This is a genomic window from Paenarthrobacter nitroguajacolicus, assembly GCF_029952445.1.
Lineage (GTDB): Bacteria > Actinomycetota > Actinomycetes > Actinomycetales > Micrococcaceae > Arthrobacter > Arthrobacter nitroguajacolicus_B.
In genome coordinates this window covers 161,402-186,314 of record NZ_JAQPPK010000004.1, presented here as the reverse complement: position 1 = coordinate 186,314, position 24,913 = coordinate 161,402, and the positions used below count along the sequence as shown (strand labels likewise).

At 63.9% G+C, this 24,913-nt stretch carries 24 protein-coding genes; 14 read left to right on the top strand and 10 right to left on the bottom strand.

What is annotated here, in order from left to right:
* Window positions 1-6 precede the first annotated feature (6 nt).
* Together PJL15_RS04490 and PJL15_RS04485 are read right to left on the bottom strand one after the other, a co-directional pair.
* Window positions 7-1,233 carry a multidrug effflux MFS transporter gene (locus PJL15_RS04490; protein ID WP_281450011.1) on the bottom strand — a complete coding sequence of 409 codons (1,227 nt, stop codon included), beginning with the start codon at window positions 1,231-1,233 and terminating at the stop codon, window positions 7-9.
* A 104-nt stretch (window positions 1,234-1,337) separates the two neighbouring features.
* Complete coding sequence (locus PJL15_RS04485) at window positions 1,338-2,354, bottom strand: GGDEF domain-containing protein (RefSeq protein ID WP_281450010.1); 1,017 nt, start codon at window positions 2,352-2,354, stop codon at window positions 1,338-1,340.
* A gap of 296 nt (window positions 2,355-2,650) precedes the next feature.
* Between PJL15_RS04485 and PJL15_RS04480 the strand changes: the two genes are divergently transcribed.
* Window positions 2,651-3,040, top strand: a complete 390-nt coding sequence (locus PJL15_RS04480; protein WP_281450009.1) for a tautomerase family protein — start codon at window positions 2,651-2,653, stop codon at window positions 3,038-3,040.
* 20 nt (window positions 3,041-3,060) lie between these two features.
* Here the strand turns inward: PJL15_RS04480 and PJL15_RS04475 are convergent, their stop codons facing one another.
* Window positions 3,061-3,456, bottom strand: coding sequence for a (R)-mandelonitrile lyase (locus PJL15_RS04475; RefSeq protein WP_281450008.1), 396 nt, complete (start codon window positions 3,454-3,456; stop codon window positions 3,061-3,063).
* Between the two features lie 41 nt (window positions 3,457-3,497).
* Window positions 3,498-4,376: a helix-turn-helix transcriptional regulator gene (locus PJL15_RS04470; RefSeq protein WP_281450007.1), complete on the bottom strand. Its 879-nt coding sequence runs from the start codon at window positions 4,374-4,376 to the stop codon at window positions 3,498-3,500.
* A 129-nt stretch (window positions 4,377-4,505) separates the two neighbouring features.
* Between PJL15_RS04470 and PJL15_RS04465 the strand changes: the two genes are divergently transcribed.
* The 5 genes from PJL15_RS04465 (at window position 4,506) to PJL15_RS04445 (ending at window position 10,779) form a co-directional block, all read left to right on the top strand.
* The gene (locus PJL15_RS04465) at window positions 4,506-5,738 is read left to right on the top strand and encodes an MFS transporter (RefSeq protein ID WP_281450006.1); all 1,233 of its coding nucleotides are present in this window, start codon (window positions 4,506-4,508) and stop codon (window positions 5,736-5,738) included.
* Window positions 5,739-5,873: 135 nt separating this feature from the next.
* Window positions 5,874-8,348: a glycoside hydrolase family 3 C-terminal domain-containing protein gene (locus PJL15_RS04460; RefSeq protein ID WP_281450005.1), complete on the top strand. Its 2,475-nt coding sequence runs from the start codon at window positions 5,874-5,876 to the stop codon at window positions 8,346-8,348.
* Window positions 8,349-8,436: 88 nt separating this feature from the next.
* Window positions 8,437-9,156: a hypothetical protein gene (locus PJL15_RS04455; RefSeq protein WP_281450004.1), complete on the top strand. Its 720-nt coding sequence runs from the start codon at window positions 8,437-8,439 to the stop codon at window positions 9,154-9,156.
* A 467-nt stretch (window positions 9,157-9,623) separates the two neighbouring features.
* Window positions 9,624-10,403: an isocitrate lyase/PEP mutase family protein gene (locus tag PJL15_RS04450; RefSeq protein WP_281450003.1), complete on the top strand. Its 780-nt coding sequence runs from the start codon at window positions 9,624-9,626 to the stop codon at window positions 10,401-10,403.
* 106 nt (window positions 10,404-10,509) lie between these two features.
* A complete protein-coding gene (locus tag PJL15_RS04445; RefSeq protein WP_281450002.1) occupies window positions 10,510-10,779 on the top strand; it encodes a hypothetical protein in 270 nt (89 codons plus the stop codon).
* A gap of 78 nt (window positions 10,780-10,857) precedes the next feature.
* Here PJL15_RS04445 and PJL15_RS04440 read toward each other — a convergent pair whose 3' ends face one another.
* A complete protein-coding gene (locus PJL15_RS04440; protein WP_281450001.1) occupies window positions 10,858-11,781 on the bottom strand; it encodes a LysR family transcriptional regulator in 924 nt (307 codons plus the stop codon).
* A gap of 188 nt (window positions 11,782-11,969) precedes the next feature.
* Here PJL15_RS04440 and PJL15_RS04435 point away from each other — a divergent pair, with 188 nt between their 5' ends.
* Together PJL15_RS04435 and PJL15_RS04430 are read left to right on the top strand one after the other, a co-directional pair.
* Complete coding sequence (locus PJL15_RS04435; RefSeq protein ID WP_281450000.1) at window positions 11,970-12,317, top strand: CBU_0592 family membrane protein; 348 nt, start codon at window positions 11,970-11,972, stop codon at window positions 12,315-12,317.
* Window positions 12,318-12,428: 111 nt separating this feature from the next.
* Window positions 12,429-13,463, top strand: a complete 1,035-nt coding sequence (locus PJL15_RS04430; RefSeq protein WP_281449999.1) for an LLM class flavin-dependent oxidoreductase — start codon at window positions 12,429-12,431, stop codon at window positions 13,461-13,463.
* A 1-nt stretch (window position 13,464) separates the two neighbouring features.
* On the opposite strand, the gene PJL15_RS04425 is transcribed toward PJL15_RS04430, so the two are convergent.
* The gene (locus tag PJL15_RS04425; protein WP_348651472.1) at window positions 13,465-13,665 is read right to left on the bottom strand and encodes a hypothetical protein; all 201 of its coding nucleotides are present in this window, start codon (window positions 13,663-13,665) and stop codon (window positions 13,465-13,467) included.
* Window positions 13,666-13,794: 129 nt separating this feature from the next.
* Between PJL15_RS04425 and PJL15_RS04420 the strand changes: the two genes are divergently transcribed.
* The 3 genes from PJL15_RS04420 to PJL15_RS04410 are packed head-to-tail and all read left to right on the top strand — an operon-like array spanning window position 13,795 to window position 17,202.
* The gene (locus tag PJL15_RS04420; RefSeq protein WP_281449997.1) at window positions 13,795-16,335 is read left to right on the top strand and encodes a CHAT domain-containing protein; all 2,541 of its coding nucleotides are present in this window, start codon (window positions 13,795-13,797) and stop codon (window positions 16,333-16,335) included.
* Window positions 16,332-16,691 (top strand): CU044_2847 family protein, encoded by a 360-nt coding sequence (locus tag PJL15_RS04415; protein ID WP_281449996.1) that lies wholly within the window; start codon window positions 16,332-16,334, stop codon window positions 16,689-16,691. The genes PJL15_RS04420 and PJL15_RS04415 overlap by 4 nt, the downstream gene beginning before the upstream one ends.
* A gap of 4 nt (window positions 16,692-16,695) precedes the next feature.
* The gene (locus tag PJL15_RS04410) at window positions 16,696-17,202 is read left to right on the top strand and encodes a universal stress protein (protein WP_281449995.1); all 507 of its coding nucleotides are present in this window, start codon (window positions 16,696-16,698) and stop codon (window positions 17,200-17,202) included.
* A gap of 326 nt (window positions 17,203-17,528) precedes the next feature.
* Here the strand turns inward: PJL15_RS04410 and PJL15_RS04405 are convergent, their stop codons facing one another.
* From PJL15_RS04405 to PJL15_RS04390, 4 genes are read right to left on the bottom strand one after another with little or no spacing between them, the layout of a single operon-like run.
* Window positions 17,529-18,920, bottom strand: coding sequence for a GntP family permease (locus tag PJL15_RS04405; protein ID WP_281449994.1), 1,392 nt, complete (start codon window positions 18,918-18,920; stop codon window positions 17,529-17,531).
* A gap of 23 nt (window positions 18,921-18,943) precedes the next feature.
* The gene (locus tag PJL15_RS04400; RefSeq protein ID WP_281449993.1) at window positions 18,944-19,579 is read right to left on the bottom strand and encodes a bifunctional 4-hydroxy-2-oxoglutarate aldolase/2-dehydro-3-deoxy-phosphogluconate aldolase; all 636 of its coding nucleotides are present in this window, start codon (window positions 19,577-19,579) and stop codon (window positions 18,944-18,946) included.
* Complete coding sequence (locus tag PJL15_RS04395; RefSeq protein WP_281449992.1) at window positions 19,576-21,213, bottom strand: N-acyl-D-amino-acid deacylase family protein; 1,638 nt, start codon at window positions 21,211-21,213, stop codon at window positions 19,576-19,578. The genes PJL15_RS04400 and PJL15_RS04395 overlap by 4 nt, the downstream gene beginning before the upstream one ends.
* A gap of 8 nt (window positions 21,214-21,221) precedes the next feature.
* Entirely contained in the window at window positions 21,222-22,535 is a 1,314-nt protein-coding gene (locus PJL15_RS04390; protein WP_432443793.1) for an alanine racemase, read from the bottom strand.
* A gap of 166 nt (window positions 22,536-22,701) precedes the next feature.
* On the opposite strand from PJL15_RS04390, the gene PJL15_RS04385 reads away from it, so the two are divergent.
* The 3 genes from PJL15_RS04385 to PJL15_RS04375 are packed head-to-tail and all read left to right on the top strand — an operon-like array spanning window position 22,702 to window position 24,874.
* Window positions 22,702-23,715: a sugar kinase gene (locus PJL15_RS04385; protein ID WP_281449990.1), complete on the top strand. Its 1,014-nt coding sequence runs from the start codon at window positions 22,702-22,704 to the stop codon at window positions 23,713-23,715.
* Window positions 23,712-24,473: an IclR family transcriptional regulator gene (locus tag PJL15_RS04380; RefSeq protein ID WP_281449989.1), complete on the top strand. Its 762-nt coding sequence runs from the start codon at window positions 23,712-23,714 to the stop codon at window positions 24,471-24,473. Before PJL15_RS04385 ends, PJL15_RS04380 begins: the two co-directional genes overlap by 4 nt.
* The gene (locus tag PJL15_RS04375) at window positions 24,470-24,874 is read left to right on the top strand and encodes a RidA family protein (protein ID WP_281449988.1); all 405 of its coding nucleotides are present in this window, start codon (window positions 24,470-24,472) and stop codon (window positions 24,872-24,874) included. Before PJL15_RS04380 ends, PJL15_RS04375 begins: the two co-directional genes overlap by 4 nt.
* Window positions 24,875-24,913: the final 39 nt, after the last annotated feature.

Genomic DNA, 24,913 nt, shown 5'->3' with positions numbered 1-24,913 from the left:
CAGCGATTAAGGAGTCTTGTCTTCCGCGGCCGAAGACACCTGGTTCGGCCGCAAGCGCCCAGTGGAATTGTCATGACGGTGTCTCACGATTCTGAAAGCCGTAGCCAGGACAAGCAGCGATGAGGTCCCCAAGAGGGTCGCACCGAGTGGCGTTGTTCCGGACACTCCAATGATGCCGGGAATGGGAGATATCAATGCTGCGGCCGTGAACGTAGTGAAGCCGTATGCGGACGTCGCAGTCCCCGCCTGATCGCCCTGCTTCGCAAGGGCAATTGTTGCTGCGCAGGGAAAGATGCCGCCACAAGCTGTTACGAAAAGCCATAGCGCCGCCAGGGTCGCGGGAAGTCCCATTGGGCCCAGAACGAGCAGGGCAAGAGCGGCGGAGACGGCGGCACTGACGGAGACCATCAGTACCCGGCTTGTTCCGAACCGCTTCACCATGCGGCTGGCTACCCGCACCCCGATGAACAGACCGAGGGTCGTGCAGAAGAAGAACCCGGCGAACGCCGCGGCCGATAGGCCATACACCCCGCGGAGCAGAAGTGGCGCACATGCAACGTAGGTATAGACGCCAGCATAGGTCCCCACACCAAGCAACAAACCATGGAGGAAGGACCGGTCCCGCAGCACCCGGCGAAGCCGGCTCCCCGAGGCTCCACGGGAATGTGTATGCGACTCCGGGAAGGCGAGCGCCAGCGCCACAGTGAGTATTGCGGCGACGACCGCGAGGACGAAGAACAAGCCCCGCCAACCCACCACGGGCATGAGCATTGCGCCAAGCACCGGGGCTACGAGAGGGGCCCCGGTGGTCAGCAGCGTAATGCGCGAGAGTAAGGTAACGAAGGCTCCGCCGGAGGAAAGATCCCTCACAATCGCCAGCACCAATACGGCACAGCCGCCAGCGCTGACACCCTGCAGGAACCGGAAAGCGACGATTACCGCCAGGTTTGGCGCAAGGGCGCATCCCACCGACGCGGCTGTGTAGATCGCTGCCGTCAGAAGAAGTGGCCGGCGACGACCTGCCCTGTCACTCCATGCGCCAAAGACAGCTTGTCCCGCGGCGAGCCCGGCTGTCATGGCGGCGAGCGTGAACTGCACGGAAGCATCGTCCAAAGCCAGTGACGCCTTCAGCTCAGGAAACCCGGGAAGGTACAGGTCGATCGACAATGGGCCGAGTGCGTCAAGCAAGCCCAGAATGACCACCAGCAAACGGAAATTGATTCGATCGCGCATTCTTGTCCCCATCCCACCCGCGCTCAAGGAGTAGTGGCAGGTACAGGCTACACCGGCAAAACGATTACGGCGGTGTATTAGGGATATTTTCCTGCGGGCATGCCTCAGGTGCTGAGAGGCGCCGCCTCCGGGTCCAGGGGGCTTTCCGCGATGAACGCGCGGTTCCTACCCGCTGCTTTGGCTTGGTACAGGGCACCGTCCGCGGTGTAAATCAGCTGTGCCAACGCGGGTCCCGCAATGGGGGTGGACGAAATCCCGTAGCTGACGGTGGGAAAATCAAGTCCATCAGGGGCCGGGGCAGCAGCCAGCCGCCGGCTGATCTCGGTGGTGATGGCCTCGGCGCTGATCTCGTCGGCGCCGGGGAGCAGGATGACAAATTCCTCCCCGCCGTATCTGGCCACCAGGTCGGTCTTGCGCAGCGTTCCCTTGCACGCCGCCGCAAACGCCCGGATGGCGGCATCCCCCGCGGCGTGGCCGTGGGTATCGTTCACGGACTTGAAATGGTCAAGATCAGAAAGGATGACGGCGGCCGACAACCCTGCCCTTTGCAGCCCCGCGAGCTCGCGCTCGGCCAACTCCATGAACGCTTGGCGGTTGAGCAAACCAGTCATGCCGTCGCGCATTGCCCGCTCGTTAAGCACCGAGATGAGCTGGTGGTTGTTAAGCGCCGTCATGCTGAAGGAGACCAGGACCAACAACATGATCAGCAGCAAGCACGTCACCGCTGGGGCGAAAAGCGTGCGCAGGATTTCGCTGTCCGGTCCTTCCACGGCGTACACCACGATCCGGCAGCCGAAGTACGCAACCAGGACAACTGCGACGATCAGCAGGGGTTTGTGGGCTTGCGAGGCCTGGGATTTCAACAGGGCAAGCTCACGGGCAGCGAGCGCCATCCCAACCCCCATGAGACTGAAGTAGACCAGCATGCCCAACCACGCGCCGTCGGGGTCCGCCTCGAAAATTCCGGCGAACGCGGTTACGCCCGGGGCCGCGAAGAGGAGCCACAGTGGCGTGTCCAAACTCCTGAGTGACCGGAAGCCCGCCCACACCCCGAACGCACCCGCCACCAGTAACGCGTTGCCAAACGGGACGGCTGCACCGTTCCAGTCGGTCTCTTTCAACCAGTAAGCCCCGTTGCCGGCCAGCCAGCATCCAAGGGCCGCCGACCAATAGGAACTGTAAAGCGAGCGGGTCCTCCTGTACGACCCCAGAAAAAGCACCCACAATGTCAGCGTCACGACAGCCAACGCCAACTTCAAACTCAATAAATCCAACATAACTCCCCCATTCACCGGCCAGCCTAAAGGCCAAGTGGAGGGCGGGCGGACCACGACGCGGCGGAATGTGATGTCGATTACATACCCTTTTGTGGGATGCGGGCAAATTTCAGCCCTGTCGTCATCAGTAGAATGCGGCCATGGCACAGGTCATTGTCTATGGACACAGAAACTCAATCGAACAACGCCGCGGGGCCCTTTCCTCTGCGATTCACGGAGCAATAGTGGCAACCCTTGACTACCCGCCTGAAAAGAAGTTTCAACGCTTCATTGCCTTGGACAGCGCGGACTTCATCCACCCTGAGGACCGTGGCGACGACTACACAATCATCGAGATCTCAATGTTCGAAGGCAGAACTGAGACGGCGAAACGCAACTTGATCGCTGACCTGTTCGCCCGGATCGAATCCGAGGCACACATTAAGCCGCACAGCGTGGAGATCACCATTACAGAGACTCCCCGGGTGAACTGGGGGATCCGAGGTGTCAACGCCGCGGACCTGGCACTCAATTACCAAGTCAACGTTTAACAGGGCAATGGGGTGTTCCGCTATGCCATGTAGTCCGCGTCCGAAACGTGTTCCAGCCACGTCACGACCTGGCCATTCTGGTCGGCTTCGTGCATTGCGATGTGCGCCATGAACCGGTCCGGTGCGGCGCCGTGCCAGTGCTCTTCCCCGGGTTCGATGTAGACAACGTCACCGGGACGGATCTCCTGGATCCCCCCGCCCCGCCGCGCCACCAGTCCTATGCCATCGGTGACATACAGGGTCTGGCCCTTCGGGTGGCTGTGCCACGCAGTCCTTGCCCCCGGGGCGAAGCGGACGTGGGCACAGCCGATGTCCGACTGCTCATCCGGGTTCCTGATGCCGTCGATCTGCACGTCTCCGGTGAACCATTCCTTGGATCCGGCCGTTGTTTGGCCACCGCTTTGCGTGTACTTCATATCGTTCTCCTCAACGGATTGTGGGTCTGGGTGAGGCCGGCTCAACGCGTGCTGGCGGTAGCTTTTTCAATGACGTTTTCGGTTGCCGCCCAGGACGCCAGGAGCTTCAGGCCTTCTTCGCTGGCGCTCCCGGGAACGGCCGGGTAGACGGTGACGTGAAGGCCCGTGTCTTCGTCGAGTTCGAGCTGCTGGTACGTCAGTTCCAGCGGTCCGACCACTGGATGCTGGAAATTCTTCATTCCCGACCTGTGGCGCCGGACGTTGTGGGCGGCCCAAAGAGTACGGAACTCCTCACTCCGCATGGACAATTCCCCCACCAGTTCGGCAATGGCTTTGTCGTGGGGGAAGCGGCCCGCGTGGCGGCGGAGGATCTCCACGTTGGTGTTGGCCGCGCGGTTCCAATCCGGGTAGAAATCCCGCCCCCGGGGGTCCAGGAAGATAAACCGGGAATGGTTGGCCGGCCCGGCTGTGCTTCGGAAAAGGTCGAAGTACATGGCATAACCCAGCGCATTGGCCGCAACAACATCCATGCGGTTGTTGGAGATGAGGGCCGGGGCGCCCGTGATGGAATCCAGGAAGTACTGCAGTGCCGGATCGAGGGGGCGGACAGCTTTCTTCGCCTTGGTACGGCCACCCCGGTTGGCTGTGCGGGCAAGATCGTACAGGTGGTCGAGTTCTGCCTGGTCGAGGTTCAAGGCCCCGGCGATGGACTCCAACACGCTGTCAGAGACCCCGGAGAGGTTTCCGCGTTCCAACCGGATGTAGTAGTCAACACTGACGCCGGCAAGGCGGGCCACTTCGTCGCGGCGCAGGCCTGTGACCCGGCGTCGGATGCCAAATGCCTCGATGCCTGCCTGCTGAGGGGTGATGCGTGCGCGGCGGGACATCAGGAACTCCCGCACTTCCGACCGATTGTCCATGCCCACCACGTTACGACGCCTCCGTCCGATGGTGAGAGGTTCTGTTGGAACCTGTATAAACGGGGCCTCCCACCTGCCTCCCGGGCCGTGGTCCGATGGATATCAGTTGCAAACCTGAGAGGTCATCCAATGTCAGCAAATACTCCCACCGCCACGCACCCCGGGCATCAGGACGGCGCACATCAAGTGAGCCGCTGGGGAGGCGTGTTCGCCATGTCCTTCGGAGCGTTCGCCGTTGTAGCCTCCGAGTTCATGCCTGTCAGCCTTTTGACTCCCATGGCCCGCGACCTTCAGGTTTCCGAGGGGTTGGTGGGCCAGGGAATCGCGATCTCGGGGCTGTTCGCAGTCCTCACCAGCCTGTCGGTTTCCACGTTGACCGGCAGGATGAACCGGCGCACGCTCCTGATCGGTTTGACTGCTTTGATGGGCGCCTCCGGAGCCCTGATCGCACTGGCGCCGGGGTACTTCCCGTTCATGGTGGGCCGGGCTTCCATCGGTGTCGTCATCGGCGGGTTCTGGTCCATGTCCGCCGCCACGGCCATCCGGCTCGTGGCCCCGTCGAAGGTTCCCCGCGCCCTGGCGATCGTCAATGGCGGCAACGCCCTGGCCACAGTTCTGGCGGCACCCCTTGGCAGTTACCTTGGCTCGCTGATCGGTTGGCGCGGAGCATTCCTTTGCCTTGTGCCGATTTCCGTGTTGTGTGTGGTGTGGCAGTGGATTTCCTTGCCGTCCCTTGAAGCGCCGTCCCGTGAAGCGCCAGGCAGCAGGACAAGGGCGCGCGACATCCTCACCATCTTCACGGCGTTCAAGAACCGGACTGTTGCGTGGGGCATGGCGGCCTGCGGGACATTCTTCATGGGCCAATTCATTCTCTTCACCTATGTCCGGCCGTTCCTGGAAACCGTGACACATGTGAACGTCACCCAGGTGTCGCTGGTTCTCCTGGTCATGGGTGCCTCCGGGTTCGCCGGGACCATCCTGATTGGCCGGTTCCTGGGGGCCGGCCTCTATCGGACCGTTATGGTGATCCCCGCTGCCATGGCCCTCGTCGCGCTGGCCCTGATACCGTTCGGTGCCGTGTTCGCCGTCGTCGTTGTTCTTTTGGCCCTGTGGGGACTGCTGGGGACCTCCGCGCCGGTTGGTTGGTGGAGCTGGGTAGCGCAAGCGATGCCGCACAACGCCGAACAGGGAGGTGGGCTCATGGTGGCGGTGGTCCAGACGTGCATAGCCCTGGGGTCCACCTTTGGCGGGGTCCTCTTCGACTCGCTGGGCTATGCGAGCACGATTATGGCCAGCGCCGTGGTTCTCCTGGTGGCGGCATTCCTGGCGTTCAAGACAAAACGTGTGGCGCTTGGGGCGTAGCCACAAGCTGGCGGCTTGGGCGCGAAATGCTGTAAATTTGGGCTTGAACGTAGGCAGACGCAATCCATTCGGTGGGCCTGCTCGCAGCGGTCAGGATATCGCGAACCCCACCGAGCCTTTGCGAAAGGTGCGCCCATGCGTGCAAATCCCGTTCCCCGTTCCGAGTTCCTCGAGCAGGAAATCACCGCCAGGCTCTCGCGCCTGGACTTGGAAGCCAAAATCCGCCTGTTGTCCGGCAAGGACCACTGGAGTACCTACCCCGACGAATCCATCGGGCTGCGTCCCCTGATTCTCTCCGACGGAACAGTGGGTATCCGCGGCGTGCGCTGGACGGAGACGGATACCTCCATCAACATCCCATCGGCGACGGCGATAGCGGCAACGTTCGACCCCCGGGTGGCGATCTCCATGGGAACCGTCATCGGCGCCGAGGCGCGACGCAAGGGAGTCGACGTCGTCCTGGGACCGGTGGTCAACCTGCAACGTACCCCCTTCGGCGGGCGCCACTTTGAAGCGTTCAGCGAGGACCCGTACCTGACGGCCATCATGGGGGCGTCCATGGTGCAAGGCATCCAGGCCGAGGGACCCGCAACCACGGCAAAGCACTTCATCGCCAATGAAGCCGAAACGGACAGGATCAATTCGAACTCGGTGGTGCCGGAGCATGTACTGCGCGAGGCCTACCTGGCCCCGTTCGAAGCCATCGTAAAAGCCGGCGGCCTGGGCGTCATGTCCTCCTACAACCGGGTGAACGGAACCCCGGCGGTCGAGTCGGACCTTGTGACAGACGTGCTGGAACGTGAATGGGGTTTCGACGGATTGGTGGTTTCCGACTGGGGAGCGATCCGGACCGTGGAGTCAACAGCATTGGGCGGAACCGACCTGGCGATGCCCGGTCCCCGGACCGCGTGGGCCGACGGTCTTCTGGATGCTGTCCGCCAGGGACGGGTTCCCGAGTCTGTTGTGGACAATAAAGTGCTCCGCCTGCTGAGGCTCGCGGCCCGCGTCGGAGCCCTCGATGGCATAGCGCCACTGGTGGACCGCGAGGCCCTTCCGACTCCCCCAGCAGCTGAATCGCCAGAGATACGCGGGCTCCTGCGGGACACGGGCGCCAAGGGCATGGTGCTGCTGCGGAACCAGGACCAGGCCCTGCCGTTGACGACGGCGGCGCGGAAGATCGCCGTCGTCGGTCCTGCCGCTGTGGCCCCCAGAACGAACGGCGGCGGCAGCGCTGCGGTCATTGCACCCCGGACCGTGGCGCCGTTGGATGCGCTGCGCGGCGCCCTGCCGGATGCACTGTTCCACTACTCAGAAGGGGCGCGCCCCAACACGTTGGTGAAGACCCTCTCCGCGGCGAATGGCTCCGCACCCGGCGGCCAGGGCGTAGCCCTCATCGAATTCCTGGACCGGGACGGCCGCGCGTTGGGGAGCGAAACACGGGACCGTTGCGACACCCTGACCTACGGAATGGGCTACCCGGACGGTGTTCCGGAGGAGTCCGTCACAGCCATCCGGGCAAGCACCCTGCTCAGCGTCAAAGCTGCGGGCGATTATGTGTTTGCCGCGGCCGGCGTGGGGCACGCGCACGTAACCATCGACGGCGTCACGCGGTTCGATGACCAGCTCATACCCATTAACGCGGACGCTGTGGTGGGCATGTCCCTCCCGCCCCAAGCCACGATGGAACTCTCGATGACGCCCGGGCTCCCGATGGAGGTCGTCTTCACCTACACGCCCGCGCAACGGACTGTGGCCTCCCTCCGTTTGGGCTTTGACTCGGCGGCGCCGGACGTTGATCGTCTCATCGCTGAAGCAGTGGATGCTGCCCGGGACGCGGACTACGCGGTTATCTTTGTCGGGACGGGCCCGGAGGACGAAGCTGAAGGGTTTGACCGCTCCACCCTCGCCTTGCCGGGCCGGCAGGACGAACTTGTGGCAGCTGTGGCCGAGATAAGCGCCAAGACAATCGTGGTGGTCAACTCCGGCGCCCCGGTGCTCATGCCCTGGCGTAACCAGGTGGATGCCATCCTCCTCACCTGGTTCGGTGGCCAGGAAATGGGCTGGGCGGTAGCCGACGTACTGACCGGTGACGCAGAGCCAGGTGGCAGGTTGCCTGTCACCTTCCCGTCCCGCGAAGAGGGATTGCCGTCACCACAGCCGCAGAATGGGGATGTGGTTTACCGCGAAGGGCTCAACATCGGGTATCGGGCAGGGGCGGCGAGCGAACCGGCGTACGCGTTCGGGCATGGGTTGGGCTACGGGAAGTGGAGTCTGTCCGGGCTGGAAGCCCGGGAGAACGACGAAGGTGTGACAGTGAGCGTCCGCGTCGGGAACCGCTCCGACCGGAGCTCCAGGGAAGTGGTTCAGGTGTATCTCTCCCGCGGCCAAAGCGACGTTGAAAGGCCTGGGATCTGGTTCGCCGGCGCCGCCGTTTCCGAGCTTCCGGCCGGAGGAGAAGAGACTGTTTTCATCACGCTTCCCCGGCGCTTGTTTGAGCACTGGGACAGCAGCTCCGGATCCTGGTCCCTTGAGCCCGGCGTCTTCCGGGTACACGCAGGGACATCAAGCGCGGAACTGCCGTTGGGCACGGAGGTCCGGTTGGGGTCGTGAGGTGTTAGGCGGGCAACCCGGTGGGCGCGGACCCGTACTATGAGCTCGAAGGGCCAAGAACACCGCACCGATGAGAAAATGAGCGCGCATGAGCAACCGAGACTCCCGGCAGTTTACGCGCGAGCTGGTTGCCGATCACCCGCATCTCCGACTGATCTACGACGAGCATTTGGAGGACCAGGACGGCGACCTTCTCCCGCATTTGCTGATGGCCGACATCGGTAGATGGATAGTCTCGGAGCAGGACACCAACCCCCTGCGGGTTCTGCAACTTCTGTCATGGCTGGAGCTTCACTTCTCGGGTGGGGGTGTCATGGACGACGTCGATAACGTCATCGCAGTCTCGTTCATCGAACAATTGCCCCTGCCGTGGGAGCCAGGAGCAGACGTTGTGCTTCTCCTCGGACAAAAGATGAAGGAGCAGCACGAACAGTTCTTCCCTTCAACGATTGGTCCACGGGGGTGCGTCCAAGGAGAAAAGACCCATGAACCCAACGCTCAAGATCCAGCATTTACCTTCGCTGACCTTTCGTTCCTTCCGTCACATCTTCAGAGCGGAGCACGTTGTGATCCGAACGGCGAAATGAGCTGGCCGGCTTCCCAGGCCCCGGCCGTTATCGAAGCGCTTGCAGGCTCAGGTCGACGGGTTCTCGGGCTAGATATCAGGGACTATCAAGATGATGGCACGTTTATCGAGGTGCCATGGTGGTCGTATACGGGGTCCGATGTGCAAGAGGCTTGTGCAATAGCATTGGCAATTCTTGGCCACAATGACCTTCCAGGGGAGTGGGTCTTGATTACTTGGTAAGCCAACGTGCTCACGGGTCGACAGGCTGCCTCTATCGCAACTGCTGTGTTCGGCCAGTCTCAAATGAAGGAAGTCGTCGTGTTGCAAGGGGAAGAGTCCATCGGCGACTTCCTTGGCCGGAATTTCGGCGCAAGATATGGCGAAGAACCGCGGAGAGGACCCTGAACGTGAAATTCAGTGCGTCGCGGTCCATGGTGGCAGCAAGCGCATTTTCAGCCGATCACATCACCGTCACCCGGTCGCCAAAGTTGACGTCATAGAGATAAGCGGGGACGCCCAGAACCGTGGCCGTGCCGTCCCTTTCGAACCAGACGAAGAGTTCCTCTGCAAAATCGCTATCAGAGCAGTCGCCGCCACTTCGGCCAAGGTGGCCACGTTCGTTGGAAACCGCCCTGTTGCCTCCGCCGGATGCCTTGCGTCTAGGCTGAACCTGGCACTACTCCCTACCGAGGATGACGGAGAAAACCATGACTGAAGCAAGCACGAGTTCACGCGCTGAACAACTGAAGGCCCTGCACGAGGCCCCTGAAATCCTGAGCGTCGTCAACGTTTGGGATGCCGTAAGTGCCACCACTGTGGCCGCCCTCCCGCAGACCAAAGCGATCGCCACTGCGGGACACTCCATCGCCGCTGCCTTCGGCTACAAGGATGGAACCATGCCTTTGGACGTGGCACTCAGCGGTGTGGAAAGGATCGTCAAGGCTGTTGACCTTCCGGTCACTGCAGATCTCGACGACGGATATGAGGACCCTGCCGAAACCATCCGGCGGGCGATTGGCATCGGAGTCGTGGGAGCCAATGTTGAGGACCGCTTGCGGCCGTTCGAGGAAGCTGTTGCCCGCGTCAAAGCGATCATCGAAGCCGCCAACGCCGAGGGCATCCCGTTCCAGCTGAACGCACGCACTGACGCGATTGTCCGTGGTGGTGATCGTCCCATCAAGGACAGCATCGAGGACGCGATCTCCCGGGGCCGCGCCTTCCTCGACGCCGGTGCCGCGCTGGTTTTCGTTCCCGGCGCACTGAACCGTGAGGTCATTGAGCCACTCGTTGAGGGTCTCGGCCGCGGAAAGCTCTCGGTGATCGGCGCTCCCGGCGCGTTGCCGGCAGCCGAACTGCAGGAACTGGGTGTCGCTCGCGTTTCGTATGGCCCGTTCACCCAGCGCGTGGCCCTCCGCGCTCTTCAGGACCTCGCCTCTGACCTGTATGGCTCCGGCGTGATCCCTGCGGATACTCCAGCTTTGAACTAGCCGCACCGTCCCGGCCCGCTTCAAGCGAGCGGGCCGGGACCAGCCCGGGCTGCCTTTCACCCAGCTCTTTCAGTGAGTGCCGGGTGATTCTAGAATCGTTGTGCTGATGGCAGCAGAAAGCGGCGGAAGGGGCGTGGTTGCCATGGTCAAGGATCCATTCCGGCACGGGAAAACGGAGCACGAAGGTACAGGCAAGATCCACGGAACCCGTTTCGGCGAGTGGCTGCAGCGTGAAGACTCAGGCGTAGAGGGAACCGGCAGCAGCATTTTCATACGGCGCCACGATGAACACCAGACACCCGAACGCACGTGTATCCAAGGGCACGAGATCGCGCCGGGGGAAACCCACTGCTCCAAAGGACACCCAGCGGGCTGAGGACCAACCAGTCGTGCGGGGAGCTTTCCTTTCTTTCCGAATCGGCCGGGAGCTGGGTTAGGAAATGAGCAGGACCGGTCAGGAGACCGATCGGGTGTCGAAGGCAGCCGCCGATTCCCGCAGGAGGCGCGCCACCGTGTCCAGGGGAAGGCTCGTGGGCCTTCGCCGGTCAAAGCGACGGAGGGCAATGTGCCTGGTCCCCAAACCCGGCACGTCCAGGATGTCCACCTGATCCTGGACCACACCGGTCAAAGCCAGGGTGGGCACAATCGCAACGCCTTCCCCGGCAGCCACCAAGGCCAGTGCAGTAAGGGTGTCCTGGTACTGGTGAACGGTCTCAATGTGGGCACCCGTGGAGTGGCGGAGGCGCCCGAGCACGGCCATGTTGGCTGCGGATGGCTCGACGCCCAGCCACGGCAAAGGCAGGCGGCTCAGGTCCAGGTTGTCCGTCGTGAGCAACGACCCAGCCGGCACCACCAGCTTCCACGGTTCATCCAACAGGGGTTCTTCCACCATTCCGGCGGCAAGCGGACGCTGACCTGAAGTGGTCGAATCCTGTTCAACCACCACGGCGTCCAGCTGACGCTGGCGGAACAGCCGCATCAACGCCGGGAAGTCGTCCTCAACCAGCTGGATCTGCAGCTGCGGGTACTGCTCACGCCATTCGGGAAGACGCGGGATCACTACGGTGCGCATGAAGCTGGTGAATCCGCCCACCCGCACAACACCGGCTACCTCAGCCTGTCCCTGCATCCGGGAGCGCGCCACGTTCAGGGCCCGCTCTATTTCCTCTCCGGCCTCAGCCATGGCCAAACCGGCCGGCGTCAGAACGGAGCCTTTAGGCGTTCGCAGGAGCAGCGCTTGGCCCGCCTCGTTCTCCAATTTGGTGAGCTGCTGCGACACAGCCGAGGGCGTAATCCGCAGTTCATCGGCGGCCGCGAGAACCCCTCCGGTACGGGCGACGGCAAGGAGCACAAGCAGGCGGCGCGGGTCCATCTCCATGTTCAGAGATTCTAAATACGGGCTTCAGAATAATGCAATTGAACTAAAGGTATCTATCCCTCAGAATTTAGTTCATAGCCGCTCTTCGCTCTGAGGACGCGGTCTCTGCACTCAGCAGAAACACACCCTGAAACCATTTGTTACCCGGCCATCCTTGGGCCGGTTGCTTGAACGTGAGAGGACCCCCGATGGAGCTGCTCTGGGAGATTACCGGCTGGGCCGGCGCGGTGGCGATGCTCTGCGCCTACATGACGGTGTCCATGGGGTGGATCAAGCCGGGCACTACGTTCCAGGCGGCGAACCTTTTTGGCTCCTGCGCCTTCATCATCAACGGCACGCTCCACGGAGCCTGGCCTTCGGTGGCAACCAACGTTGCGTGGTTCCTCATCTCGGCGGTGGCTCTGCTTCGCATGCGCGGCCGGCAAGAAACCGTGGCCGTCGAAGCCGAGCCGATCGTCGTCCCGGCCTATGTCACCACAGACACCGGCACCCAGATGGTCATCCCCCGGCCCAGTGCTGCCGCCAACTGCGCATAGCAGCCGCGCCCATCACAAAAGGTAACCTCCCGCCGTCGTCGTAAGAACCAGCGTTTAGGGTGGGCACTAAGCCCCACCGACACGAAGCCCCCACCGACGGAGAAGGAAGCCATGCCCATCCCAGACCGCCCGCTGCGCAAGCTTGGATTCCTGACGATTGGCCTGTTCGATCCCGTGGATCCGGCCGCAGGGCACCGCTCAACCCTGGAGATCATTGAGCTCGGCGAGCGGCTGGGATTCGACAGTGCATGGTTGCGCCACCGGCACCTGCAGTTTGGAATTTCGTCGCCGGTTGCGGTGATGGCCGCAGCCAGCCAACGGACGTCGAGGATCGAGCTCGGCACGGCGGTGACACCGCTGGGCTGGGAGAATCCCCTGCGCCTCGCCGAGGACCTGGCCACGGTGGACCTGCTCAGCGGGGGCCGCATCAATCCCGGAGTCAGCGTGGGCGAACCGATGCATTACGACACCTTGAAGCATGAGCTCTATCCGGATTCCGGGGATACCGAAGACTTCAGCTACGCGCGGGTGGAACGCTTTGCCCGGCTGGTCGCGGGCGGGAAAGTGCGGGAGTTTTCCGGCAAGCAAGGCGTGGTTGAGGAGTTCTCCAACCGGGTTGAGCCCCATTCTGCTGGCCTGCGGGAACGGCTCTGGTACGGAGCTGCGAGCCTTAAGTCAGCCACCTGGGCCGGAGGGAACGGCTTCAACCTGCTCACCAGCAGCGTGATTTTCCCCGGACCTGACGAGGAACCGGACTTTGCCGCGGTCCAACAACGGCAGATCCGCGCTTTCCGGGAGGCAGCCGGCACAAAGGGCCACAGCACAGCACGCGTCTCGCAGGGTCTGGTGGTGATCCCCACCGATTCCGCGTCAAGCGCCCAGCGGGAGAAGTACCAGCGCTACGTGGACGAACGCACTCCCCGCACCAGCGCACCCCAAGGACCGAAGCGCATGATGTTCGCCCGGGACCTCATCGGCACCAGCGACGAGATCGCCGGGCAGTTGTATGCGCACCAGGGTTTCCAGGAGGTGGACGAGGTGGCGTTCGCGTTGCCCTTCAGCTTCGATCATGAGGACTACGTCCAGATCCTCACGGACATCGCGGACAAACTTGGCCCGGCCCTCGGATGGACCCCGGCAGCCTGAATCAGTCCACGAACTCCGATTGGGTCTGGATGAAGTCCCAGTCGGCCGTGGTCAGTACGCCGCTGACCTTGTCCGGATGGGGTCCGCCGGCCTCGGCGATATGCTGCAGGACCTGCAGGGGAAGTTCTTCCACACGCAGGTTCTCGCGCAGCCATTCCTTGCTGTCGAGGTGCAGATCAAGCCACCACATGTAAATTTCCACCGCGGCACCGCCTTCCTTCGGATTAACCGTAGGCCGGGCCAGTTGCTCCTTCAAGGGTTGCAGCTAAAACCCCTTGTGGGGTGGCCGGAGTAGGGCCAATCTGTACGTAGGAACCACAAGGGACCCGCGATGGACTGTGACATCGAGCTGGAAATCGACGCCGGCTCTGCACGCGGCGAATATTCGGTGCACGTCGTCCGTGCGCCGGCGGGAGGCCACGCGTCCGGCTCCTTCACCCTTGACGTGGACGGCATCCAGGACCGGCTTCCGCAGCTTGAAGCCACCGTCCTGGCTTCCGCGGTAGCCGCCCGCCGGACCCTGCCCGTCGCGGAGGCAGCCGTCCGTGAAGTGGGACAGGAACTCTTCCAGGCACTCTTTACCCGCGAGGTGTACGGAACTTACAGGGCGAGCCTCGGGGCAACGCAGCATTCGGGCCAGCAGCTCCGCGTAGTGCTTCGACTCGCGGCTCCGGAGTTGGCCATGATGCCGTGGGAGACCCTGTTCGACCCTGGAACTGAAACCTATCTCTGCCAGACCGAGCCGCTGATCCGCCACATCCCTGCCCCGGATTACAACCAGAACCCGCTGGATGTCGCGCCTCCGCTGAGGATTCTGGGCATCGTCGCGTCGCCACGCGACCTGCCTGCCCTCGACGTCGAAACCGAGAAGGACCACCTCAGCCGGGCCTTGGCCGGACCCATCAGCGAGGGCCGCGTGGAACTGGTGTGGTACAGAACCGGGACCTGGGACGATGTCCAGTCGATGCTCCTCGCGGGGCCCTGGCATGTGGTCCATTTCGTTGGACACGGCGACTACGACCCCCGTACGGACGAGGGGCGGATCGCCTTGGTTGGCCAGGACGGGCGGGCCGCCATGGTTCGGGCCGTCCGGCTCATGGCTCTGCTCAGCGTGGCCTCCCCCAGGCCTCGTTTGGTGGTGCTGAATTCGTGCTCCTCCGGCGAGATGGGCCAGACCGACCTCTTCTCCGGAACTGCTGCCGCACTGGTCAGGAGCGGGATAGGCGCGGTGGCAGCGATGCAGTTCGCCATCAGCGACTCGGCCGCGATCGCCTTCGCACACGGCTTCTACGCCGCCATCGCCAACGGCCGAACGGTGGACGAAGCGGCGCGCGTCGGCCGCATCTCGGTCATGGCCAGCCCCGACGGCACCCTCGAATGGGTCACACCCGCCCTCTACGTCAGGGGTGGTTCCACGCAGCTTTTCACCCTGACCGGCCCGCCGCGCGGACTCGCTTCAGCGGAAACCACGACGGCGGCACGCACCGCGGCGGACACCGGCACCTCACGCGTCGGGTACCCGACGCCGTCGGCCGGGTCCGCTGGCACGGACGCCTCCCGCGAGCCAAGCCCGACGCCGGCCGGAGGCACCGCTGGCACGGCAATCCCCGCTGGCCAAACCCTGAGGCACGCCCAACTCCGGGCTTTGTACGTCCAGGCTTCCGCGGAGTTGCGGGCACGGCGCTACGAGCAAGCCGTTGAGTTGTTCAACGACCTCCTCACGCTGGAGCCCGGCTACCGTGATGCCACCGGTCTCCGGGATACTGCGCAGAAGCGGCTGGAACTTTTCCGGGCATATCGTGATGCCTTGGCCGCCGAGGAAGCCGGCGACTGGTTGGCTGCAGCAGATGGATTCGCCGCTGTCCAGGACGACCCTGCCTACCCCGACGCTGCAGCCCGGAAGCAGGATTGTGAGCGAAAGCAACGAATCTCTGATCTCCAAGGCGAGCTGCGCTACCACTCATCGTTGGGTTCGTGGGAGACGGTGCTGGACGTTTCCCGGGAGCTGGCGACACTGGATCCCGGAGCCGCCGACCCCGATGGACTCGCTACCGCTGCACGGGCCGAAACCGAACGCGCCCGGCGGGAAACAGCGAAGCCGACGGCAGCCTCTGACGAGGCGGTCAAACCCCGCGGCTCGTATACCTCCGTCGCCTCGCCTGAACCCCCTCCCGCGCAGGTCCCTCAGCCGCGGACGCCCCAACCACTGGCTCATGCAGCAATCCCGCAACCAAGCGGGACCCTCGCACCCGGGCAAGCACCGCCGTCGAACGCTGCACCCAACCGGCTCCTAGCCGGGGCCGTTGCCTGGATGCCGCTGGCGTGGGGCGGGACTGCTTTGGCGCTGGCCGGCGGGGTGGGCGCAGCGTTTGTGGTGTTCTTCCTGTGGTTCGACGAGAGCTCCTGGCAGGACAATGGCGGCGACATCGTGCTCAGGATCCTTTACGGCCTGGTGACACCGCTCGGGTACCTGCTCGTCCTGGTGGCGGGCCTGCCGGACAGGACCACCCGCGCTCGACTGGCCATGGGCGGCGTGATGGTTTCGCAGGCCGTGTTTGGCCTCGCCGGCCTGAACTACGCGGTGGAAGCGGCCGCGGTGGTTGCGAGCTTCCTTGTGGCGGTCTTCGGACTGTGGGCGGGAATTCTGGCTTTCCGCGCCTGGAATGCGTCCGGCGTCGCCTGGCTCCTGCTGCTGCCCACCGCGCTGCAGCCCATCATATGGTTCCAAAAAACGGGAGTATTCATGCAGACCTGGTACATGTCGCAGGCGTTGTCCCTGCTGTTCCACCTCACGCTGCTATGCGCGATAGGCGTGGCGTTCCTTGTGATGGCCCGCCGGCTTCGTCCGGCCGCTGCCGGGACCACGACATGACGCACCTGGTGGAGTTCCCAACGGACGACGGCGGCACGGTTGTTGTGGAGGTGGCGAGCACGGCCGGGAGCCTGGTGACCCGGGGTGGTGATCACTCGGCTGATCATTCCGGGGTTTTCGCGCGCGCCCAGGAGACGTTCCAACGGGCACTCGAGCATGTCCGTCCCGCAGTCCAGGGCGTCATTGACGAGTTGCTCAGCCTGGAAAACCGCCCCGATGAACTCAGCGTGGAATTCGGGATAGACCTGCATGCGGAGGCGGGTGCGTTCATAGCGTCGGCCAGCACGGCGTCCAACTTCAAGGTCCGGCTGACGTGGAACAAGCCTGTTCAACAGCCCCGCGCGGCGCAACAATAAGGGTATGGCTGACGAGGCTTTCAGCGGCCCGATCCCTTTGGTGGTCGGCGTCCTTCCGGACCAACACGTGGAAGTGCTGCAGACTGCCAGGACCCTCGCCGAACAACTCGGCGTCCCGTTGGTGTGCGCCTACGTGGACGAGGCAAGCTACTTGGTGGAGTGGGACCCCTCCAGAGAGGCCCACAGGATGTCGCTGCACCCGGAGAAGGATGATGCCGAGGTGGAGGCCGTCCGCGGAGACCTCGGGAAGGTGATCGCTGAGGCTATGGACGGTGGGACGGCCGATTGGACCCTGCGTCTCTTGGCCGGCGACCCTGCCCGCGCCTTGGGCAGGTTGGCCTCGGACATCAATGCTTCCATGATCATCGTGGGCTCGCCGGAACCCGGTTTGGGGCACCGCATTTCCGAGGCCCTGAACGGCTCAGTGGCTGCGTGGCTCAGCCATCACCAGCGCCGGCCGGTGCTGATTGTGCCCCAGAAAAAACGCCACGACGCGGCCCGGAGAAACTAAAGCGAAAGTACTTATTCGAGGTGGTGGCAATGGGGTCCAACGCAACGTAGAGTGATGAGTGCAGGAAGCGAGAGCGCCTGCTCAAAGACCGCTCCGGAGTGCGTATCCCCCAATAACGCACTCCGGAGCTCTTTGCTTTAACGCGGGGGTTGGACCGCGTGCGGCCACCACCTTCTTTGACGCAAAGAACGGCCCCGACACACCCTGTTACAGGCGTGTCGGGGCCGTTTTGATTTCAAAGTGGGTGGCGACGGTACAAGCTCACGACGCCGGCACCCGGCTTGGGTGCCGGAACCTCACCAGCCGGAACCTCACCAGCCGGCACGTCACCTCACGAACGTGTACAGCAATGCCGCCATCCCGAAGCCCACAATGGACAGCACCGTTTCCAGGACGGTCCAAGTCTTCAGGGTGTCCTTGACGGACATGTTGAAGTACTTGGAGATGATCCAGAATCCACCATCGTTCACATGGCTGGCAATGATGGAGCCTGAGGAGATGGCCACCACGATCAGCGCGAGCTGCGGCTGCGAATATCCGGTGGCGAGGCTCGGGGCGAGGATGCCGCCGGTGGTCACGATTGCCACGGTCGCCGAACCCTGGGCGATGCGCATGCCCGCACTGATCACGAACGCGGAGAGAATGATGGGAAGGCCGGCTTGGGCCAGCGAGTCTGCCACCGCCTTGCCAACACCGGTGGCGGAAAGGACAGCGCCGAAGAACGCACCGGCGCCGACCACCAGCAGGATCATGCCCACGGGACGCAGCGAGGAGCCCGTGATTTCGCTGAGCTCGGCGGAGGTCATGCCGCGGCGGATGCCCAGCAACCACATGGCCAGGAGCACGGCCACGGTCAGCGCGATGGCAGGGTTGCCGAAGAACTGGAGGACGTCGCGGAACACGCCTGCCGGAGCAAAGATGTTGCCGAAGGTGCCGCCGAGGATGAGGATCATGGGCAGGCCGATGGCGAGCAAAACCAGGCCAATGGAGGGCTCGTTGCCCTTGGCGGTGTCGGCTTCGGCCACGATCCGGTCTTCCGGAACGGACACCATCACGCGCTTGCCGATGTAAGTGCCCCACAAGATACCGGAAGCGAACCACGCCGGAATACCGCAGATGAGGCCCATGAGGATGATCCAGCCGAGGTCCACGTGGAACAGGCCGGCAGCGGCGACGGGGCCGGGGTGTGGAGGAAGGAAGGCGTGGGTCACGGAGAGGCCGGCCAGCAACGGAAGGGCGTACAAGGCCAGGGACTTGCCACCGCGGATGGCAGCAACGTAGACCAGCGGCGCAAGGACGAAAATGCCGATATCGAAGAACACCGGGATACCCAGCACGAAGCCGGTGATGCCCATGGCCAGCGGCGTCCCCTTCTCGCCGAAGATCTTCACCAGCCGCCCGAGCAGCACTTCGGCACCACCGGACCGCTCCAAAATGGCACCCAGCACGGTGCCCAGGCCGATGATCACAGTGATGTGGCCGAGGATGCCGGCGAAGCCCTTCTCAATGAGGGCGTCGCTGCTCTTGGTGGCCGAACCCACCAAGGCCTCCACCGAGATGCCACCTACCAGGGCCACGATCACACCGGTCCCCACCAAGGCGATGAACGGTTCGAGCTTGACCTTGATGATCAGGAACAGCAGCAACGCGATGCCCGCGCCTGCCAGGAGGAGCAGGCCGGCGGTGTCGTGCCGCAGCCATTCAAGAAATTCATTCATGGGCGTTTCTTTCTGGGTGAGTCCTACTTGAGGGTGCTGGTGAAGGCTGCGGCACGTGCCGCGATGTCTGCCCAATCGCCTGCAGCGACTGCGGCGGGCGGAACCACACTGGTGCCGCAGCAGACTGCGGCAGCACCGGCGTCGAGGTAGCTCTTGGCGTTGGAGGCGTCGATGCCTCCCGAAGGCAGCAGGCGGATTCCCGGGTACGGGCCCTGCAGGTCCTTCAAATACGCCGGGCCGAGCTGCCGGGCGGGGAAGATCTTGACGGCGGCGGATCCCAGGTCCAGGGCCTGCGCCACCTCGGTAGGCGTCATGGCGCCAAGGCTGAACGGGATCCCCGCCGCTGCAGCAACTGCCGCGACCTCAGGCCGAAGCCCCGGGGTAACCAGGAACTGCGCACCGGCGTCGATCGCGGCGCGGGCTTGGTCGCCGGTCATCACAGTGCCGATTCCGACGGCGGCACCATGGTCCGCGGCCGTCTCGGCGGCGCGCTTGACGTGCTTGAGTGCGTCCGGCGTTGTGAAGGTCAGTTCGACGCTGCGGATGCCGCCGTCGGCCAGTGCGCGGCAGAGATCCGCGGCGTCCGTGATGGAGGGAGCGCGGACCACAGCCAGGGTGCGGTCGGCCTCGAGCTGCCGGACGAAATCTTCGGGGGTCATTGTTGTCCTTCTTTGGTGAGGCCGTCGCTGTGGCGGCGGAGGGCACGGCCGGCACGAGCGCCGGTGGGTTGGCCGCCGTCGACCGCTGCCGTGCCGTTGACGAACACGAACTCGATGCCGCTGGTTGCTTGGCGGGGATTCTCGAAAGTGGCGGCATCGCGGATGGTTTCCGGATCGAAAAGTACGACGTCGGCGGCGAACCCTTCGCGGACCAGTCCCCTGTTGTGGAGCTTGAGTCGTGCGGCGGGGCGCCCTGTGAGGTGGTGGACCATCTCTTCAAGGCTGAGGAGTCCGAGGTCGCGGGAGTAATGCCCGAGGTAGCGCGGGAACGTCCCCCAGGCACGGGGGTGAGGTTTGGCACCGACCAAGAGTCCGTCGCTGCCGCCTGTGTGGGTGCGGTGCTTCATGATGGCCTGGACGTTTTCCTCGTGGCCCACGTGCTGCAGGATGCCGGTGCCCAGGCGGTCTTCGGTGAGGATCCTGACGAACACCTCGAAGGGCTCTTCTCCGGTTTCCGCTGCAATGTCCTTGATGGTTTTGCCCACGTAGCCTGCGAGCGCCGGGTTCTGGACACCACTGATCTCCAGGGTTTCCCACTCCGCGACGACGCCGTGGCAGCCGTCCGATCCGTAGATTTCCACGGCTTCCCGGATGCGGGCCCGGGTGTCCGGGTCCGCCAGGCGGGCCAGGGTTGCCTCCGTTCCGCCGGACGACGCCCAACTGGGCAGGATCGCAGAGAGGGTAGTGGCGCCCGGGAGATACGGGTAGGTATCCAGGGTGATGTCGACGCCCTGGTCCAGTGCCTCATCGATGAGGTCCAGGAGCTCGCCGGCCCGTCCCTTGTTTTCCGCGAAGTTCATGGTGGCATGTGACAAGTGGAGCGCGCAGCCCGTGTCCCGGCTCAGTCCGATCATCTCCGCGTAGGCATCCAGCGCGCCCTTGCCGTAGGAACGGTGATGCGGGGCGTAGAAGCCGCCGAGTTCGCCAACGGTCCGGCAGAGTCCGGCGAGCTCCTCGGTCTGCGCGTACATCCCTGGCGTATAGGTCAGGCCCGAGGACATGCCCACGGCGCCTTCCTCCATCGCGGTGCGGATGACGTCCTGCATCTGCTGCTGTTGTTCCGGGGTGGGGTCGCCTTCGGCGAAGCCCATCACCATGGCGCGGACGGTTCCCTGGGGTACCAGGTACGCGGCGTTGGTGGAGATGCGGCCGCCGTCTTGCTGGGAGTCGAGCCGGTCGAGGTACTCCCCCACGCTCCGCCAGTTCCAGTCGAAGTCCACTGGATTGTCGTTCCAGCCGGCGATCTTCTCGCGGACGCCGGCCAGCGTGGTGTCGTCCACCGGAGCGTAGGAGAGCCCATCCTGTCCGAGCAGTTCCGTGGTGACGCCTTGGCTGAGCTTGGCGTAATGCTCCCGGTTGACCAGCAGTTGCAGGTCCGAGTGTGCGTGCATGTCGATGAACCCCGGGCTCAGGACCAGGCCGGTGGCGTCAATGATGCGATCGGCGGCCGCGGCGGTGAGGCTACCGGCGTCGACGACGGCGGCAATCACCGGGCCGTCCAGCAGGACGTCCGCTGCACGGCGGTCCGCTCCGGTTCCGTCCACCAGGGTGGCGTTGCTGATGAGGGTCTTCATGGTGGGTCCTAGAAGAAGGTATGGATGAGGTCGACGACGGTTTGGTCGCCCGGGCGTTCGGCGGATCCGGTGCTGGCGAGCACTGGGATGACGGTCCATTTGTCGAATGCGGTGCACGGGTGGGACAAGCCCAGCCGGACCACGTCGCCGGGACGGACCGTGGTGGTTTCGGGGTTGAAAGTCATGAAGGAATGCTGGTCGTTGACCGAGGTTATCTCCGCGCCGACCAGGGGCTCCATGGCTCCGCCGAGGACCGGGCCGATGAACTGCGGTTCGGGCAGTCCCTCATCGAATGGCAGGTCACGTTTGCCGGCGTCGAGGATCGCCAGCCCGGGTTCCGGCTGCGACACAACCCGCGCCCAGCCGTACATTCCGGGGGTGAAGGGCTCGTTGCCTTCCCGGGAGAACGGCGAGATTCCGCGGTAGAAGCCGTCGTCATGGATGATGTAGGCGCCGCTGCGGATCATCACATCGACTGCTGGATCGCCCATTTCCGCGCCTGTACTGATGCAGGGTGAAAGCACTGTCACGACGTCGTCGAAGTATGCGCTGCCGCCCGCGGTGATGAACACCGAGGCTGATCCGTACAGCCTTGCCGCGAGCAGTTCCTCGTGGAGCAGCCGCATGTCGGCGAGATAGCCACGAACGGCGGCCAGGCCGGCGTCGTCCGCTGTGTGCGCGAGCGAGCCTTCATACCCGCTGACGCCCACCAGGCGGAGGTGCTCCGCGGCATCCACGGCCCAGGCGACCTCGAGCGCGGCATCCACGCCGCGGGCTCCTGTCCGGCCACCGTGCGCACCGAGTTCCACCAGGACATCGAGCACCGAGTCCGTCCCGGCCAAGGTGCGTTCGATCACGGCGACCGTCTCCACGGAGTCAACCCAGGACAGGATGGTGGAGTCCTGGTCCGCTACCCAGCGAACCGCGTGCGGGTCCGTGAGGCTGTTGGCGAGCTGCAGGTTCTGCACACCGAATTCGCGGGCCACGCGGAGCTGCGCGAAGTTGGCCAGGGTGATGCCCCAGGCTCCGCGGTTGAGCTGCTCGGTCCAGAGCTGCGGGGACATAGTGGTCTTGCCGTGGGGAGCGAGCAGTACGCCCTTATGGGCGCACCAATCCGCGAGGCGGTCAGCGTTGGCGTCCAGTGCCTGGGCATCGAGCGTGAGCAGAGGCGTCTGCAAATCGGCCAGCGTGTGCCGGGCAGCCAGGAACTCTGCGTGCGTGTTCCCGTTGGCGTTTGCGGGGACGGCCTTGTGACGCCAGTCGAGCCGGCGGTCGGCCAAGGCTGCCACGGCGGTTGCCGAGATGGCTTCGGAAGTGTCCACGCGTTGATTCCCTTCGCGGTGCTGCGGCGTTGAAGCTGCGTAGTGGGTCATTTTGCTTGCGTTGCGTATTTTGCAACGCTGGTTGCAAACCTGCTGGTGATATGTCTAACATGGTGGCGGATCGAGAGTCAAGGCCGCTGCGAAGCGCGTGAACATGGGAGAACGAGTGCTTTCAGCTGTATGTATTGGCGAAACCATGGCCATGCTCACCCCCGTCAAGGCAGCCCCCTTGCACTTGGCCACGGAGCTTCACTTCGGGATCGGCGGCGCGGAATCCAACGTCGCAATGGGCTTGGCTGCCATGGGCCTGGAGACACACTGGGTCAGCCGGGTGGGCCACGACGGCTTCGGCACGCGCATCCTCCACGATCTCCGCGACCACGGGGTGGGAGTCTCCGGCGTCGAGGTCGATAACCAGCGGCCCACCGGCCTCTACGTGAAGGTCCCCGCCCAGGAGTCAGACCCCGACGGCGGCAGCTCGGTCCTGTACTACCGGCAAGGATCCGCGGCCTCGGCCATGGGACGGGACACGCTCGCCAATCCCGCAGTGTCTTCCTTGCTGGAAAATGCTTCACTCATCCACTTGAGCGGAATCACCGCAGCGCTCTCCCCCGATTGCCTTTCCCTGCTGGAAGCGATCCTCACGGCACCCCGGAACGGCCGGACCATCAGCTTCGACGTCAACTGGCGGGAAGCGCTTTGGGCAGGCCAGGACCGCGCCGTCCTGCAGCGGTTGGCGAATCTTGCCGACGTCGTGCTTGTAGGAAAAGACGAGGCCGAGCATGCTTTCGGAACCACCGACGAAGCTGAACTCCGCCGCCTCATGCCTGATCCCAAGGTGCTGGTCATCAAGAACGAGGCGATCAGCGCAATCTCCTTGAACCGGAACGGCACCCGGGAAGAGGTTCCCGCGCTGTCCGTGGCCGTCGTCGAGCCCGTTGGCGCCGGCGACTCCTTCGCCGCCGGCTACCTCAGCGGAATGCTGTTCGGGCTCGGGCAAAAAGAGAGCCTGCGCCGTGGCCATGTCGCGGCCGCGTGCACGCTAACGGTCCCCGGCGACCGCGGCCCACTGCCCGCACCGGACGAGCTCGCCGGGATCCTCGATTCTTCGGATGCCGTTTGGGCTGCTATCCATGTTGAAGACGGACAATTCAACACCAACCGGAGCGTGACACCTTGAGCCAGAGCCTCATGCGGGCCATCGACCTGCTCGCCGAACTCGCCGCGAAGCCAGCTACCCTGGACGAGCTCTCGTCCAAAGCGGCCGTGCACAAGACCACCGTGATGCGACTCCTGCACACCATGGAGGAAAAGCGTTTTGTGGTGCGCGACGAGGAGCAGCGGTTCATGCTCGGCTCAAAGCTGTTCGAACTGTCCTCGCTGGCACTGGAACAGCGCGACATCCGCAAAGTGGCCCACCCGCACCTGGCCGAGCTCAACGGCAAGACCGGGCACACCGTGCACCTGGCTGCTTTTGAAGGCAGCGAAGTGGTGTACATCGACAAGTTCGAGTCGCACCACCCCGTCCGCATGTACTCGCGCATCGGCCTGACTGCATCGCTGCACTCGGCCGCTGTGTCAAAAGTCCTCCTCGCCGATATGCCGCGCAGCCGGCAGGAAAAAATCGCGGCGGGACTGGACTACATCAAAGTTACCGAGAACACCCTGACCTCGCCGGAGGCCTTGCTGGCCGAACTCGAACAGGTCAAGGAACAAGGCTGGGCACACGACAACGCCGAGCACGAAGCCTTCGTGCACTGCATCGCGGCCCCCATCCGCGATGCCAGCGGAGCCGTTGTTGCCGCAGCCTCTTGTTCGGTACCGGTAGTGATGCTCAGCTATGAAGGCTTGCTTGAGCTGCTGCCCGATCTCAAAGCCAGCACCGAGGCCATCTCCAACGACCTCGGCTGGATCAGCCACGAAAGGAACCCAGCATGAGTGAAAAGACCGTAGTACTGACCGAGAACGCCCCCGCCCCCGCGCACGTTTTCTCGCAGGGAATCAAGAAGGGCGGCATGTTCCAGGTGTCCGGCCAGGGCCCCATGGATCCCGCCACCAACCAGTACATCGGCGAGGGCGACGTCCGCGTCCAGACCCGACAGACCCTGGAGAACGTCAAGGCGATCCTTGAAGCCGGCGGATCCTCCGTTGAAGACGTCATCATGTTCCGCGTCTACCTCACCACCCGCGACGACTTCGCCGCCATGAACGAGGTCTACGGCGAGTTCATCCGCGAAAACGTCCCCAGCGGCCAGCTCCCCAGCCGCACCACCGTGTTCGTGGACCTGCCGCACGAGGTCATGCTGGTGGAAATCGACGCCTTGGCCGTCACCGCGTAACTCCCCAATTTGGGATGGTATGTGAGAGAGGGCTCCCCA